Consider the following 13,514-nt stretch of genomic DNA (forward strand, 5'->3'; position numbering starts at 1 on the left):
GTCACTAACTTCCGTGAAATTGGTACTACGCGTGGGTGATTTTCATTTCCAAGTAGGCCTGGTTATGTGATCTTGTAACGCCCACTCGGGTGAGCGTTCATCCGAGCGACAGCGCGCGTACGCGATCGACCGTGCCGTTGAACCAGTTCTGGTCGCCGGGCAGACTGCCTTTGTTCGAGAACTGCCAGATGGTGTGGGTCTTCCAGCTAGCGGGCAGCTCGCCGATCTCCGTGTTGTAACGCGCGATCCACAGCGGGTTCTGCCAGAACACGGCGCTGTTCCCGGTGCAGCGCTTCCACCAGCTGGTCGACGTGTAGATCGCCGGATGCCGTCCGGTGCGGTGCAGATAAGTCGTCGCGAACGACGCCATCCACGCGACCATCTGCGCCGGCGTCTTGCCGTAACAGGTTTCGCCGTACGGGTTGTACTCGACGTCGAGCGCGCCCGGCAGCGTCTTGCCGTCCTTGGACCAGCCGCCGCCGTGGTCGACGAAGTAGTGCGCCTGCGCGGCGCCGTCCGAGATGTCGGGGCGAGCGAAGTGATACGCGCCGCGGACCAGGCCGACGCCGTAGGAACCGTTGTACTGCTGGGCGAAGCGGGGGTTGACGAAGCCGGTGCCCTCGGTCGCCTTCACGTAGACGAACTTCGCGCCGGTCCGGGCGGCGGCCGGCCAGTCGACCTCGCCCTGGTGACCACTGACGTCGTGGCCGAGCGTCTGGGCTTCACCGCCGTACAGCGGCCCCACCGACACGTTGACGCCTTCGTGCAGCGCGATCTGTGAACCGGCGTAGTGCTCCTCGGCCCCGTCGTAACGAGGCCCGCTTTCCCGTGCGACGGCGGGGGTCTGCGCAAGCAGCAAAACCCCCGCCGCGAGGACGGCCCCCCAGCCTTTTGAACACACTCTGCGACTCATCACGTCGTCACGATCCCCCGCGGAAAGGGAATCAGCGACTCGAACATCACCCGAAAGAGTTGCTTTGACCCTGAATATATTGGGCCGAGTGGGTTAATCGGGCCCTATCGACGCTCGTCCATAAGGGCTTTGTCGAGGTGCTCCGAGGGGATGATCGCGGTGAGCCGGTCGTGGGGGTTGATCGTCACGGGGTGCCCGGCGAGCAGCGGGACCATGTCCCGGCCCAGCACCGCCCTGGCGTGCGGCCATTCGCGCGGTACCAGCGACTTGGCCGTGTACGCGGGAACGAGCACCTTGCCGTCGGTGTTGTGGAAGCCGATCACCGTGCGCTGCACCGGCGAAAGGGCGTAGACGAACAGCGTCGAGTCGAGGATGACCCGCGGCAGGTCGGCGGCCGGACGGTGGTTCGTGCGCACCAGCTGGAGCAGCTGCTCGAGTTCGTTGCGCGGCTCGGGGAAACCGAGCGCCTTGGGCGAGGGACGGTAACGGTCGTTGGGGTGGAAGTCCTCGACGATCTCGCCCCCGCCGTTCACCGGGTACGCGCCGACGACCGCCCAGGACGGCACCGGGCCGTCGGGGTCGAAGGCCTCGTCGATGACGTACAGCCAGCTGTTGGGGTTGGCCTTTGCGTTGGCGCGCATCTCTTCGGTGATCTTCGGCTTGGCCTGTTTCCGCTTGCCCGCCTTGCCCGCCGGGCTCGACGCCAACCGATCCGCCTCGTCCCGCTGCGCCATCGCCATCCCCACGTTCCGGGTGCCTGAAGGTTTGTTCGCGCTCACTCTACTGTTCTCCCATGGCCTCTTCGCGTTCGGTCGACCCCGCTGAGTTACGAGCCGCGATCGCGGCGATTTCCCCCTGGTTGAGCGGATCCGGTCCGGAACCGGCCCGTCCCGAGCTGGCCGCCGCGGTGCGGCTGAGCCTGCGGACGCTGGCCGGGGACGCCCCGGGGAAGAGTGTCGAAGTGCGGGTGCCGCCGTTCGCGGCGGTGCAGTGTGTCGAAGGATTGCGCCATACCCGCGGGACGCCGCCGAACGTCGTCGAAACGGATCCGCGCACGTGGCTGGAACTGGCGACCGGGCTGCTCGGCTGGGCCGACGCCGTCGAGTCGGGGCGGGTCACCGCCTCCGGGAGCAGGGCTGATCTGGCCCGCTGGCTGCCGCTGGTCCGCCTCTGAACCCGCTCCCGGCAATGCTATGAAAGGTCCTTTCCTTGCAAAATTTGCAAGGAAAGGACCTTTCATAGCAGCCAGAAGGCGGTCTCAGGCCTTACGGCCGATGCCGCCCGAGATCGTCCGCTGGGCCGCGTTCAGCTCCTTGATCCGCGGGCCGTCCGGCCACCAGTCGGCGCACAGCTGGACGCCGGGCTCGACCATCTCGAGGTCGTGGAACAGCTCCTCGATCTCGGCCTTGGTGCGGAAGGTGCCCGAGCCCATCGGGCTGTGGATGAAGAACTCCTCCATCTTGCGGGCGGTCTCGGACAGCTCGTCCTCCGGGTCGGAGAAGTGCGAGATCGCCACGTACGAACCCGACGGCAGCGCGTCGATGTACTTCTTCATGATCTTGGCGGGCTCGTCGTGCGGCCCGTTGTAGTGGTGCAGGGTCCCGAGCTGCAGCAACGCGATCGGCCGCGAGAAGTCGATGTGCCGCCGGATGTCCGGGTTCTCCATGATCCGCTCCGGCTCGAAGATGTCGTCCGAGACGAAGTGCGTGTTCTCGTTCTCTTCGAGCAGCGCGCGCCCGTGGGCGAGCACGACCGGGTCGTTGTCGACGTAGACGACCTTGATCTCCGGGTTGATGCGCTGCACGACCTGGTGCGTGTTCTCGGCCGTCGGCAGGCCGGATCCGAGGTCGAGGAACTGGGTGATGCCCGTCTGGCTGGCGAGGAACCGGCACGCGCGGATCAGGAAGCCGCGGTTCTCGGTCGCCAGGTCCTGCGCCTCGGGGGCCGCCTGCTGGACCTTGCGCAGCACCTCCCGGTCGATCTCGTAGTTGTCCTTGCCGAGCAGGAAGGCGTCGTACACCCGGGCGATGCTGGCCCGGGTCGGGTCGACACCCACGGGCACTCGTTCCGTCCGGGTCGGGGCGTCGGGCATCTTGAACCTCACAAAACTGTGTCGGAAGTCTCGGGCTCTACGTAGAGTAGAACCACGTACGCGACCGGTAAACCGAGCCATCCCTGTCGTGTCGAGGTCCAAACGTGTACTTTCAGTAATCGGCTTGTTCTCCTGTGAGTGTCGTCTTGCGAAAGGTCCCCGGTCGATGAACGCGGTCACCCCGCCTGGCGGTGAGCAGTCCCTGGGTCCCACCGCGCGGCGGATGATCCTCGGCTCTCAGCTCCGCCGGATGCGCGAGGACGCGGGCATCACACGCCAGGAGGCCGGCTACAGCATCCGGGGATCCGAGTCGAAGATCAGCCGTCTCGAGCTGGGCCGCGTCGGCTTCAAGGAACGCGACGTCGCCGATCTGCTGACCATGTACGGGATGACCGATCCCGGCGAGCGGCAGCAGTTCCTCGACATGGTCAAGGAGTCGAACGAGCCGGGTTGGTGGCGCCGCTACGGCGACCTGATGCCGAGCTGGTTCAACGACCTCGTCGGGCTCGAAGAGGCCGCGGCCCGGATCCAGGTGTGGGAACCGCTGTACGTCACGGGTCTGCTGCAGACCGAGGACTACGCGCGGGCGATCATGAGCCACGGCCGCAGGGACATGGTCAACGAACAGGTCGACCGCCGGGTCGCGCTGCGGATGCGGCGGCAGAAGATGCTGTCGCGGCCGGACGCGCCGCGCTTGTGGCTCGTGCTCGACGAGTCGGTGCTCTACCGGCCGATCGGCGACCGCGAGGTGCTGAAGGGCCAGATCGACCACCTGCTGGAGATGATCCAGCAGCCGAACATCTCGGTGCAAGTCCTCCCGTACGACCGGAGCGGCTACTCCGCGGACAGCGCGTTCTCGCTGCTCAGATTCGCGGAAGAGGAATTGCCGAACATCGCCTACACCGAGTACCTGACCGGCGCGCACTACATCGACAAACGCGACGAGATCGAGCGGTACAGCCGGGCGCTGGACATGCTCGCGGTCGACGCGGAGACGCCGGACCGCAGCCGCCAGATGCTGATGAAGCGCCGCGCCGAAATCTGAGCCGCTCACCGTTGTGGGGCTGCCCGCCGTCCCGGCTGCCGCCGGGGTTTCCTTGCCTGTCCCCGAAAATTCGGCCACAGGTGGTAGCTGTTCACCCATTGGGGGCGGCACCCGTCACGCTTTAGTGGGGCGCCCGAGGGCTTGAGTCATCACCCCTTGCGAATTCTGCAAAAACTTCTGCACGTGCATTTACCGCTGCAGTCACACGTGCTAACTTTGGGATCACAGGCAGATGCACATGCAGATGCATCGCCCGAAGTCTTCTGTCGGGGAAGGTGGGGACCATGGCTGAACAGTTCGACAACGGCATCCCGGCCGATCGTCTTACCGGCGCCCAATGGCGCAAAGCCAGTTACAGCAACGCGATCGGCAATTGTGTCGAGGTCGCGCCGCTCGCTTCCGGCGAGATCGCGATGCGCAACTCGCGCTTTCCGACCGGGCCGGCCCTGATCTACACCCAGGCCGAGATGGCCGCGTTCCTCGCGGGTGCCAAGGACGGCGAATTCGATGACGTCCTCGGGTGACACCATCACCGCGGAGATCACCGATATCGAAAGCGGCCTTCAGGAACTGATCCACCGCGGGTACCAGTTCGTGCACCCGTGCGACGCGAACGGCGAGGTACTGGCCGTGGTCGGCGTGCGGGTCCACGACAACGTGGTCGACGTGGTCCGGCTCAACGCCGAGGACGACGTCGTCGCCACCCGTATGCCCGGGACCGAAGAGGACATCCTCGAGCCCGAGGTCTGGCTGTGGCGGTTCGCCGGCGACGCGGCGACGGTGCTGACGGCACTGCTCGCGCTTCCGGACGAGCGGACCCCCGGCTCGCTGTACGTCCCGGAGACCGCGGCCAAGGGCTGCTGGGTCCCCGGCCGCGGCGGCACGTCCAAGTGGCTGGCTGCTGGTTGAAAGCGGCCGGCTGAACGCGTCCTAAGCACAGTCGACCGCCTCTGTCGAGGGGGAGCGGTCGGCTGGTCGGGGGTCGTGAGTGCCGGGCCTTGACACCCGCTCGTCACTCACGGTCATCACCCGAAGCGTGTCCAGTGCCACGTCGCGCGACGCGTTGATCTCCTGCTCACCGTTTACACTGGTGGCGGCCTGCCCTCTTTCTCCCTGGGAGCACCTCGGTGGTTTCCGACCCGTCCGTCGCCGGACAGCCCGTGACCGACCAGCCAGATCCGGAACCCCGCGAGGAATGCGGCGTCTTCGGTGTCTGGGCGCCCGGAGAAGAGGTCGCGAAGCTGACCTACTACGGGCTCTACGCACTTCAGCACCGCGGCCAGGAAGCGGCCGGCATCTCGGTCTCCGACGGTTCGCAGATCGTCGTCTTCAAGGATCTCGGCCTGGTCAGCCAGGTGTTCGACGAGCAGGTCCTGCAGTCGCTGCAAGGACATATCGCCGTCGGCCACTGCCGCTACTCGACCACCGGCGCGACCATCTGGGAGAACGCGCAGCCGATCTTCCGCACCACCGCCACCGGCAGCGGGTTGTCCTTCGCGCACAACGGAAACCTCGTCAACACCGCCGAACTGCGGGATCGCACGGTCGAGGCCGGGCTCAAACCGCACGCGGGCCTGACCGGTTCGTCCAGCGACTCCGACCTGGTGTGCGGGCTGCTCGCGGCCAACGCCGCCGACAAGGGCATCGAAGCCGCCGCGCTGGAACTCCTGCCCACCCTCAAGGGCGCGTTCTGCCTGGTCTTCGCCGACGAGTCCACCCTGTACGCCGCGCGTGACCCGCACGGTGTGCACCCGCTGGTACTCGGCAGGCTCGAACGCGGCTGGGTCGTCGCGAGCGAGACGGCCGCGCTGGACATCTGCGGCGCGTCGTTCGTCCGCGAGGTCGAGCCCGGTGAGCTCATCGCGATCGACGCCGAGGGCCTGCGCTCCTCGCGGTTCGCGAACCCCGAGCCCAAGGGCTGTGTCTTCGAGTACGTGTACCTCGCCCGCCCCGACACCTCGATCGCAGGCCGCAGCGTGCACGCCACCCGCGTCGAGATCGGCCGCAAACTCGCCGCCGAGCACCCGGCCGACGCCGACCTGGTCATGCCGGTGCCCGAATCCGGCACCCCGGCCGCCATCGGTTACGCGCAGGGCTCCGGCATCCCCTACGGCACCGGCCTGGTGAAGAACGCCTACGTCGGCCGCACCTTCATCCAGCCGTCGCAGACCATCCGCCAGCTGGGCATCCGCCTCAAGCTGAACCCGCTGCGCGATGTCATCCGCGGCAAGCGGCTCGTGGTGGTCGACGACTCCATCGTCCGCGGCAACACCCAGCGCGCCCTGGTCCGCATGCTGCGTGAGGCGGGCGCGCTCGAGGTACACGTCCGGATCGCGTCGCCGCCGGTGCGCTGGCCGTGTTTCTACGGGATCGACTTCGCTTCGCGCGCCGAACTGGTGGCCAACGGCGTCGACCTCGACGGCATCCGCCGCTCCATCGGCGCGGACACCTTGGGCTACATCTCCTTGGACGGGCTGGTCGCGGCTTCGGAGCAGCCGAAGTCGCGGTTGTGCACCGCGTGCTTTTCCGGCGAGTACCCGATCGCGCTGCCAGAAGACGCGCTGATCGGGAAGCACCTGCTGGAGAGCCTGGACTCGGTCAATGGCGCGGCGAAGCCCGTCAGCCCTGCCGGGTACGGTGCTGAGGACGCCATCCGGCGTCCCTAGACCTCACTTCCAGAGTTGGAGTCCGCTTCCGTGAGCGAGTCCACGAGCGCCACGTACGCCGCCGCCGGCGTCAGCATCGACGCCGGTGACAAAGCCGTCGAGCTGCTCAAACCGCACGCCGAGAGGGCCACCAGGCCCGAGGTGATGGGCGGGGTCGGCGGTTTCGCCGGGCTGTTCTCCCTGAAGCTGGACAAGTGGAAAGAGCCGGTGCTGGCCTCGTCGACCGACGGCGTCGGCACCAAGATCGCCGTCGCGCAGGCGCTCGACAAGCACGACACGGTCGGCATCGACCTGGTCGCGATGGTCGTCGACGATCTGGTCGTCACCGGTGCCGAGCCGCTGTTCATGCAGGACTACATCGCCGTCGGCAAGGTCGTCCCGGAGAAGATCGCGGCACTGGTCGGCGGCATCGCCGAGGGCTGTGTCCAGGCGGGTTGCGCGCTGCTCGGCGGCGAGACCGCCGAGCACCCCGGCCTGATGGGCGAGCACGACTACGACCTTTCGGGCACCGGTATCGGCGTCGTCGAGGCGTCGAACGTGCTCGGCCCGGAGCGGGTCCGCCCCGGTGACGTCGTCCTCGCGCTCGGCTCGTCCGGCCTGCACTCCAACGGCTACTCGCTCGCCCGGCACGTGCTGCTGGACATCGCGCGCATGCCGCTCGATGGGCACGTCGAGGAGTTCGGCCGCTCGCTGGGCGAGGAGATGCTGGAGCCGACCAGGATCTACGCGAAGGACTGCCTCGCGCTGGCGGCCGAGGCCGACGTCCGCACGTTCGCGCACATCACCGGCGGTGGCCTGGAGCAGAACCTCGCCCGCGTCATGCCGCGCGGACTGGTCGCCCGGCTCGAACGCGGCACCTGGACCCCGGCGCCGGTGTTCGCGCTGATCGGCCACCGCGGCAAGGTCGAGCGCGCCGAGCTGGAGAAGACGTTCAACATGGGCGTCGGCATGGTCGCGATCGTCGGCGCCGACGACGTCGACCGGGCGCTGGCGATGCTGACCGCGCGGCACGTGCCGGCGTGGATCCTCGGCGACGTGCAGCCCGCGGAGGACCCGGACGGCCCGCGCGCCGTGCTCTCCGGTGACCACCCGCGCTTCTGAGTGTCCGTTGGTGAACCCGCGCCGCGATCGACGCACCAACAGGCACTGAATATTCTCTTGGCCCTGGTGGAACACTGGGTCCGTGGCTGATGACGTGGTGGTCGGCACCCGGTTCGTGATCCAGGGTGCCGAATTGAGCGAACGGTTCTCCCGGTCGTCGGGTCCGGGTGGGCAGGGCGTGAACACCACGGACTCGCGGGTCGAACTGTCCTTCGACGTGGCCGGTTCGGCGTCCGTCCCGGAACATCTCCGGGCGCGGATGCTGGACCGGCTTTCGTCGCGGCTGGTCGACGGGGTCGTCACGATCACCGCTTCCGAACACCGCTCCCAGCTGATGAACCGGGAGGCCGCGCGGGCGCGGCTGGTGATGTTGCTGCTGGACGCGTCGGCGCCCCCGGCCGCCAAGCGGCGTCCCACCAAACCTTCGCGAGGTTCGAAGGAACGCCGCCTGGCCTCGAAGAAGCGCCGCGGCGAGGTCAAGAAATCCCGCCGCGGCGGTTTCTCAGACGACTGAGTCCACAGTGGTGAACCCGCGACCGCGATCGACGTCGGCAGGGCGCTCGTCGGCGATGCCGGTCAAGCCGGATCGAGAAGGCGCCCTGCCACCGCGATAGCGGGGCCTTCGGCCGGGCGGGTTCACGCGTGTGGTTCCCCGTCGCGGTCAGCTCCAGCTCCGCTGACCGGCACTGACAGGTGCACGCACTCGGCCGCGGTCTTGAAGCCGACCCGGCCGTAGACGCGTTCCGCCTGCCCGGCGCCCGGCGTCAAGAACACCGAGTGGCCACCGCGCGCGTGGGCTTCGCGCGTCAGGTACTCCGTCATCGCCGCGGCGATCCCGCGGCTCCGGTACCCGTCGATCACCCCGATCCCGGCGATCTCGGTCGCGCCGTCGAGGATCGCGGTCGCGACCCCGCCGCCGACGACGTCGCCGGTTTCGGCCACGGCCATCACCGACAGGGTCTCGCCGCTCAGCTGATCCGGTGACGGGTCGAGGTGCTGATCGGGATCTTCCTCCCCGAACGCCACGTTCTGCGCCCGGATCATCTGCCGGAGTTCGCCCTCGGTTTTCGGGGTGACCAGGCTGATCCCGGCCGGTTCCGGTTGTGCGACGACCTGCCCCGGGGAGCAGATCATCAGCGGGACCCGCCGCTCCAGCGTGTAACCGCACTCGACGAGCACGGCCTCGGCGGCCGGAACCGCTTCGGTGAGGAATTCCAGACGCGGCACGAGCCCGCGCTCACGGAACGCCTCGGTGAGGGCGGCGACGTCTTCATTGGTGGGGACGGCGCCGTCGTCGGGGATCGCGTAGTTGAGGAAGGGGCTGTCGGCCTCGAGGTAGTACGTGGCCAGGAACGGCCCGATCCGCTCGGTCTCCCGGAACTTCGCCGCGGTGAGGCGAATGTAGGACTGCAAAGCACGAATCGTCTCGGAAAGCACTGGTGGAAAGCCTTTCGGGCAGAAGAAAGAGACGCACGGGAGATCCGCGTGCGTGGTGGAGCTGGCGTGTGCGCCGGCTAGCTCGTGCCGACGCCACCGAAGGCGTCAGGCATGAGGCATCCCTCTTTCTCGTTACGCAGGGCTTTCGTGATCACTCTCGCACGACGGTCAACCGATTTACCTCCGCTGCGGATGCGCGATACTCGAATACCGCTCGTCCCACACCGATCTCGGGACCCGCAGCCGGACGGGGGCGTCGCACACCCGACGGACCTGGACCGGGATCCGCACCGGCGGCCGGACGTCCAGGCGATCCCACAGGCGTTTGCTCAGCGCGGCGCCCGCCACGGCGCCCAGCGTGTTCAGCAGGATGTCGTCGGCCGAGGTCACCCTGCCCGCCTGGATCAGATATTGCGTGCCTTCCACCAGTACCGAGAGGGCCAGCGCGCCCAGCGCGATCCGGCCCAGCGACCGCAGGCGGCGGGACCGCACGGGGAACAGGGCGCCGAGCGGACTCAGCATGAGGACGTTGCCCAGGGCCTGCCAGAGATGGGCGCCGTCGGACAGGGCGAGCCGCAGGTCGGTGCCGGGTTCGAGGTTCAGCCTGCTGGCCTGCACGCCGGTCACCGGCATCGTGACCAGGCACAACACCAGGAAACAGGCCAGTGCGAGTGTCATGTCGACAGCGGCGGTCGCCGACGCGGAGAAGAGGTCGGCCCGTCTTCGCCGTCGATGAGCCGCGAGGAGCGGCCACCCGAGCAATGCGTACGGAATCGCGATGATCGTCAACGGGATCATCCCGCCGAAAGCGCGGAGCAGCTCACCCATGGCCTTCCTTTCCGGAGCGCCCAAGATCACCTTCGCATCGCGAGATCGACTCGGCACGGCGGAGCGAACGCACTAAGAGGTGATCTTTTCCGGTGGCGGAAAAGGTTTTCCCATGCTGCTGACCGTCCACAAAGGAACCTGTGGACAAACCTGTGGATGACTGCGGACGCTTCGGAAGAAGGCCTTATCGCACAAGGAAAAGCCTTGTGGGTGACCTGTGTACTACTTGCCGTGTCCGGCGAGTTCCCGCGCGTGTTCGAGCAGCTTCTGCAGGTGCAGTCCGCGACGCACGTCACACGGGTGCGAGGTCGTCCCGCTCGCTGCCATCGCGGCGAAATCGTCCAGGAGCGCGGTGTACGACTCGCCGGCCGAGCCCGGCTTGCGGCCCAAGGTGCGGTAGCCGTGCTCGCCGTAAACGGCCACTTCGACGACCGTCGGCTGGATCGGCAGCCGCAGCGACAGGGTCGCCGTACTGGTCGCGCCACCCTCGTGGGCTAACAGCAACTGCCACAGATCGTCATCGGTCCGGTTCGCGGCGAGCACCTCGGTGATCTCACCGAGAGCCGCGTCCAGCAGATCGAGGGCGTGCGGGCCGATGTCGGCGAGCGCGCCGGAGTCGTGCCGCCACGCCGAGGACTGGTACTGGCCGCCGAGCAGCGCGCCCGAAAGCCACCGCGCCCCGCCGCCGCGCCAGCCGCCCGCCTCCTTGATGCCGTCGAGCCACTCGCGGGTCATCGGCGAAAACCGCAGGATGAGGACCACGAGGGCGGCGACGCCGGCGGCTTCCACCGCGTCCGCGAGCCGCCGTGCGCCGTCGAGGTCGGCGGCGATCGGCTTCTCCAGGATCAGGTGCTTGCCCGCTTCGGCCGCCTTGACCGCCAGCTCCGCCTGGACGGCGGGCGGCACCGCGAACGCGACCGCGTCCACCTGGTCGAGCAACTCGTCGAAACTGTCGACGGCTTGGGCGCCGTGCGCCTCGGCCAGCACCTTCGCGGCCTCGGGACGCCTGGCCCAGACCGCGCGCAACGTCATCCCGGGGTGATCGGCGAGACCTGGCGCGTGCACCGTTTTCGCCCACGGACCGGCACCGATCAGACCCGCGCGCAGCTGTCCCTGTCCCACGCCCCCGAGTCTAGGTGTGCCGCCACGCAAGCTGAACGCACCATCGAGTTGCGTTTATTGCGTTCGTTGCGAATAATTCGTTGAGAGCCGATACTGGGACCACGTTGAACACGGGAGCAGTGATGACTGCGTTGACCATCGACCAGATCGTCCCGGGACGCCACGACATCGATGTGGCGATCGAGGCACTTCCGCACGTCGAGGCCTATCTGGCCAGGCGCCATGAACAGGACACGGTGCGCGTCGTCGTCGATGAGAACGAAGAGTCCGTGGTCGTTCCCCGGGGAATCGTCGAACTGATGGCACGGGTGCTGGCCTTGGTGGCGGCAGGCGAGAGCGTGTCCATCGTCCCGTCACACGCGGAACTGACCACACAGCAGGCGGCCGACCTGCTCAACGTTTCCCGGCCGTTCCTCATCGGACTGCTCGAAGCGGGGCGGATCGAATACCGCACGGTCGGTAAACATCGCCGGGTGAAGGCCGGGTCCCTCCACGAGTACATGCGAGAAGACGACCGACGGCGCCGCGACGCGGCGGATGAGCTTTCCGCCCTGAATCAGGAGATGGGGCTGACCTAGCGAGTGGCCTTCGTGGTCCTTTTCGACGCCAACGTGCTCTACCCCCAACGTTCTGCGTGATCTCTTGCTCCGGATCGCGCAGAGCGGGTTCGTGCAGGCGAAGTGGACGGACGAAATCCTCGACGAGGTCTTCCGGAATCTCCGGAAGAACCGGCCCGATCTCGACCCGCGCAAGCTCGACAGGACGCGAAGCCTGATGAACGCCTCTGTCCGGGACTGCCTGGTCACCGGCTACGAGCCCGCTCGTCACCACGCTCGAACTGCCCGACCTGGACGATCGGCACGTGCTCGCGGCGGCCATCAAGGCGCGGGCGCGGGTCATCGTGACCGAGAACCTGCGGGATTTCCCTGAACGGGTTCTCGGCCGCTGGAACGTCGAGGCCCAGAGCGCCGACGACTTCGTCCTCGGCAGGATCGAGCTCAGTGAGCGTGTGGTCGTGGAAGCGGTGCGGCGCATAGTCGACGCGCGCCGCGCTCCGCCCACCAGTGTCGCCGAAGTTCTCGATGCCTTGGAGCGCTGCGGCCTACGGAAGTCGGTCGCAGCGCTCCGTCGCTGTGAAGAGGCCGGTCAGGAGTAGCTGTAGAACCCGCGGCCGGACTTCTTGCCGAGCAGGCCGGCGTCGACCATGCGCAGCAGCAGCGGCGGCGAGGAGTACAGCGGCTCCTTGAACTCGGCGTACATCGAGTCCGCGATCGCCTTGATGGTGTCCAGGCCGATCAGGTCCGACAGCCGCAGCGGGCCCATCGGGTGCGCGGTGCCGAGCTCCATACCGCGGTCGATGTCCTCCGCCGACGCGAAACCCGACTCGATCATCCGGATCGCCGAAAGCAGGTACGGCACGAGCAGTGAGTTCACGATGAACCCGGCGCGGTCCTGCGACCGGATCACCGTCTTGTGCAACGCCGTGGTCGCGTGCTCCTCGGCACGGCGGGCGGTGTCGTCGCTGGTCAGCAGCGAGGGCACCAGCTCGACGAGCGGCAGCACCGGGACCGGGTTGAAGAAGTGGATGCCGACCACCTGCTGCGGGCGGCCGGTGGCCATCCCGAGCTTCATGATCGGGATCGACGAGGTGTTGGACGCGAACACCGCGTCCTCCCGCTCGACGATCTTGTCCAGCGACCGGAACACCTCGACCTTGGCCTGCTCCTGTTCCAGGATGGCTTCGATGACGAGGTCGCGGTCGGCGAACTCGCCGATCTCGGTGGTGAAGCGGAGCCGTCCGAGCGCCGCGTCGGCGTCTTCCTGCGAGAGCTTCCCGTTCTTGACGCCGCGTTGCAGCGACTTCTCGATCCGCGCCCGCCCGGAGTCCAGCGCCGGCTGGTTGACCTCGGTGACGATCACGTCCAGCCCGGCCCGCGCGTGCACCTCGGCGATGCCCGAGCCCATGAGCCCGGCCCCGACGACACCTACTCGCGCTACGTCAGACATGGCACCTCCTCATATTTTGGGCAGCACGCGACACGCGAGGGTGGTCTACCGGGCAAGCCCGGATCCACCCTCGCGTGTCACGCGTTGCTCAGCGGCGGTATTCGTCGTACCCGTCGTACGGGTCGTCGTCATACCGCTTGTCGTCCTCGTGCCTGTCTTCCGAGGAACTACTGGACAGCTCGCGCTGCAAAGCATCGAAGTCGGTTTCGTGCGAGCTGTACTTGAGCTCGCGCGCCACCTTCGTCTGCTTGGCCTTAGCCCGGCCGCGCCCCATGGCTCGACCCCCTCGCACAGGGGCGGGGC

Annotated in this window: 17 protein-coding genes; 9 read left to right on the forward strand and 8 right to left on the reverse strand. The window is 67.6% G+C overall.

Features of this window, described 5'->3' with window-relative positions; genetic code table 11:
* Positions 1-97 precede the first annotated feature (97 nt).
* The gene (locus ACFVM3_RS19975) at positions 98-913 is read right to left on the reverse strand and encodes a lysozyme (protein WP_378440622.1); all 816 of its coding nucleotides are present in this window, start codon (positions 911-913) and stop codon (positions 98-100) included.
* Between the two features lie 104 nt (positions 914-1,017).
* Positions 1,018-1,653: a type VII secretion system-associated protein gene (locus ACFVM3_RS19980; RefSeq protein WP_378440624.1), complete on the reverse strand. Its 636-nt coding sequence runs from the start codon at positions 1,651-1,653 to the stop codon at positions 1,018-1,020.
* A gap of 53 nt (positions 1,654-1,706) precedes the next feature.
* On the opposite strand from ACFVM3_RS19980, the gene ACFVM3_RS19985 reads away from it, so the two are divergent.
* A complete protein-coding gene (locus ACFVM3_RS19985) occupies positions 1,707-2,087 on the forward strand; it encodes a sterol carrier family protein (protein WP_034312575.1) in 381 nt (126 codons plus the stop codon).
* Positions 2,088-2,171: 84 nt separating this feature from the next.
* On the opposite strand, the gene ACFVM3_RS19990 is transcribed toward ACFVM3_RS19985, so the two are convergent.
* Positions 2,172-2,969 carry an SAM-dependent methyltransferase gene (locus ACFVM3_RS19990; protein ID WP_378440626.1) on the reverse strand — a complete coding sequence of 266 codons (798 nt, stop codon included), beginning with the start codon at positions 2,967-2,969 and terminating at the stop codon, positions 2,172-2,174.
* A 202-nt stretch (positions 2,970-3,171) separates the two neighbouring features.
* Between ACFVM3_RS19990 and ACFVM3_RS19995 the strand changes: the two genes are divergently transcribed.
* The 6 genes from ACFVM3_RS19995 to arfB all read left to right on the forward strand — a co-directional run bounded on the left by ACFVM3_RS19995 (position 3,172) and on the right by arfB (position 8,331).
* Complete coding sequence (locus tag ACFVM3_RS19995) at positions 3,172-4,050, forward strand: helix-turn-helix domain-containing protein (RefSeq protein WP_378440577.1); 879 nt, start codon at positions 3,172-3,174, stop codon at positions 4,048-4,050.
* A 284-nt stretch (positions 4,051-4,334) separates the two neighbouring features.
* The gene (locus ACFVM3_RS20000; protein ID WP_005152616.1) at positions 4,335-4,574 is read left to right on the forward strand and encodes a DUF397 domain-containing protein; all 240 of its coding nucleotides are present in this window, start codon (positions 4,335-4,337) and stop codon (positions 4,572-4,574) included.
* Positions 4,558-4,959: a hypothetical protein gene (locus tag ACFVM3_RS20005; protein ID WP_378440579.1), complete on the forward strand. Its 402-nt coding sequence runs from the start codon at positions 4,558-4,560 to the stop codon at positions 4,957-4,959. Before ACFVM3_RS20000 ends, ACFVM3_RS20005 begins: the two co-directional genes overlap by 17 nt.
* A 218-nt stretch (positions 4,960-5,177) precedes the next feature.
* Positions 5,178-6,716: an amidophosphoribosyltransferase gene (gene purF / locus ACFVM3_RS20010; protein WP_378440581.1), complete on the forward strand. Its 1,539-nt coding sequence runs from the start codon at positions 5,178-5,180 to the stop codon at positions 6,714-6,716.
* Between the two features lie 30 nt (positions 6,717-6,746).
* Positions 6,747-7,817 (forward strand): phosphoribosylformylglycinamidine cyclo-ligase, encoded by a 1,071-nt coding sequence (gene purM, locus ACFVM3_RS20015; protein ID WP_126736225.1) that lies wholly within the window; start codon positions 6,747-6,749, stop codon positions 7,815-7,817.
* 82 nt (positions 7,818-7,899) lie between these two features.
* A complete protein-coding gene (gene arfB, locus ACFVM3_RS20020) occupies positions 7,900-8,331 on the forward strand; it encodes an alternative ribosome rescue aminoacyl-tRNA hydrolase ArfB (protein ID WP_378440583.1) in 432 nt (143 codons plus the stop codon).
* A gap of 122 nt (positions 8,332-8,453) precedes the next feature.
* Here the strand turns inward: arfB and ACFVM3_RS20025 are convergent, their stop codons facing one another.
* The 3 genes from ACFVM3_RS20025 to ACFVM3_RS20035 all read right to left on the reverse strand — a co-directional run bounded on the left by ACFVM3_RS20025 (position 8,454) and on the right by ACFVM3_RS20035 (position 11,204).
* Positions 8,454-9,254 carry a GNAT family N-acetyltransferase gene (locus tag ACFVM3_RS20025; protein WP_378440585.1) on the reverse strand — a complete coding sequence of 267 codons (801 nt, stop codon included), beginning with the start codon at positions 9,252-9,254 and terminating at the stop codon, positions 8,454-8,456.
* Positions 9,255-9,431: 177 nt separating this feature from the next.
* The gene (locus ACFVM3_RS20030) at positions 9,432-10,082 is read right to left on the reverse strand and encodes a VanZ family protein (protein WP_378440587.1); all 651 of its coding nucleotides are present in this window, start codon (positions 10,080-10,082) and stop codon (positions 9,432-9,434) included.
* Positions 10,083-10,304: 222 nt separating this feature from the next.
* Positions 10,305-11,204, reverse strand: coding sequence for a Gfo/Idh/MocA family protein (locus tag ACFVM3_RS20035; protein WP_378440589.1), 900 nt, complete (start codon positions 11,202-11,204; stop codon positions 10,305-10,307).
* Between the two features lie 122 nt (positions 11,205-11,326).
* Here ACFVM3_RS20035 and ACFVM3_RS20040 point away from each other — a divergent pair, with 122 nt between their 5' ends.
* Complete coding sequence (locus ACFVM3_RS20040; protein ID WP_378440591.1) at positions 11,327-11,782, forward strand: excisionase family DNA-binding protein; 456 nt, start codon at positions 11,327-11,329, stop codon at positions 11,780-11,782.
* Between the two features lie 284 nt (positions 11,783-12,066).
* Positions 12,067-12,360 (forward strand): hypothetical protein, encoded by a 294-nt coding sequence (locus ACFVM3_RS20045; RefSeq protein ID WP_378440593.1) that lies wholly within the window; start codon positions 12,067-12,069, stop codon positions 12,358-12,360.
* On the opposite strand, the gene ACFVM3_RS20050 is transcribed toward ACFVM3_RS20045, so the two are convergent.
* Both ACFVM3_RS20050 and ACFVM3_RS20055 read right to left on the reverse strand, forming a co-directional pair.
* Positions 12,351-13,211, reverse strand: a complete 861-nt coding sequence (locus ACFVM3_RS20050; RefSeq protein ID WP_378440595.1) for a 3-hydroxybutyryl-CoA dehydrogenase — start codon at positions 13,209-13,211, stop codon at positions 12,351-12,353. The two genes, ACFVM3_RS20045 and ACFVM3_RS20050, sit on opposite strands and share 10 nt — an antisense overlap.
* Positions 13,212-13,299: 88 nt before the next feature.
* Positions 13,300-13,485, reverse strand: a complete 186-nt coding sequence (locus tag ACFVM3_RS20055) for a DUF3073 domain-containing protein (RefSeq protein ID WP_007032561.1) — start codon at positions 13,483-13,485, stop codon at positions 13,300-13,302.
* Positions 13,486-13,514 lie beyond the last annotated feature (29 nt).

The organism is Amycolatopsis sp. NPDC057786 (genome assembly GCF_042797905.1).
Classification (GTDB): Bacteria; Actinomycetota; Actinomycetes; order Mycobacteriales; family Pseudonocardiaceae; genus Amycolatopsis.

What these genes read in the sequence shown, in the direction of transcription:
- ACFVM3_RS19980 (WP_378440624.1), bottom strand. Translation starts at nt 1,653, where the DNA reads ATGGCGATGGCGCAGCGGGACGAGGCGGATCGGTTGGCGTCGAGCCCG.
- ACFVM3_RS20040 (WP_378440591.1), top strand. Translation starts at nt 11,327, where the DNA reads ATGACTGCGTTGACCATCGACCAGATCGTCCCGGGACGCCACGACATC.
- ACFVM3_RS20050 (WP_378440595.1), bottom strand. Translation starts at nt 13,211, where the DNA reads ATGTCTGACGTAGCGCGAGTAGGTGTCGTCGGGGCCGGGCTCATGGGC.
- ACFVM3_RS19985 (WP_034312575.1), top strand. Translation starts at nt 1,707, where the DNA reads ATGGCCTCTTCGCGTTCGGTCGACCCCGCTGAGTTACGAGCCGCGATC.
- ACFVM3_RS20000 (WP_005152616.1), top strand. Translation starts at nt 4,335, where the DNA reads ATGGCTGAACAGTTCGACAACGGCATCCCGGCCGATCGTCTTACCGGC.
- ACFVM3_RS19995 (WP_378440577.1), top strand. Translation starts at nt 3,172, where the DNA reads ATGAACGCGGTCACCCCGCCTGGCGGTGAGCAGTCCCTGGGTCCCACC.
- ACFVM3_RS19975 (WP_378440622.1), bottom strand. Translation starts at nt 913, where the DNA reads ATGAGTCGCAGAGTGTGTTCAAAAGGCTGGGGGGCCGTCCTCGCGGCG.
- ACFVM3_RS20030 (WP_378440587.1), bottom strand. Translation starts at nt 10,082, where the DNA reads ATGGGTGAGCTGCTCCGCGCTTTCGGCGGGATGATCCCGTTGACGATC.
- ACFVM3_RS20055 (WP_007032561.1), bottom strand. Translation starts at nt 13,485, where the DNA reads ATGGGGCGCGGCCGGGCTAAGGCCAAGCAGACGAAGGTGGCGCGCGAG.
- ACFVM3_RS20005 (WP_378440579.1), top strand. Translation starts at nt 4,558, where the DNA reads ATGACGTCCTCGGGTGACACCATCACCGCGGAGATCACCGATATCGAA.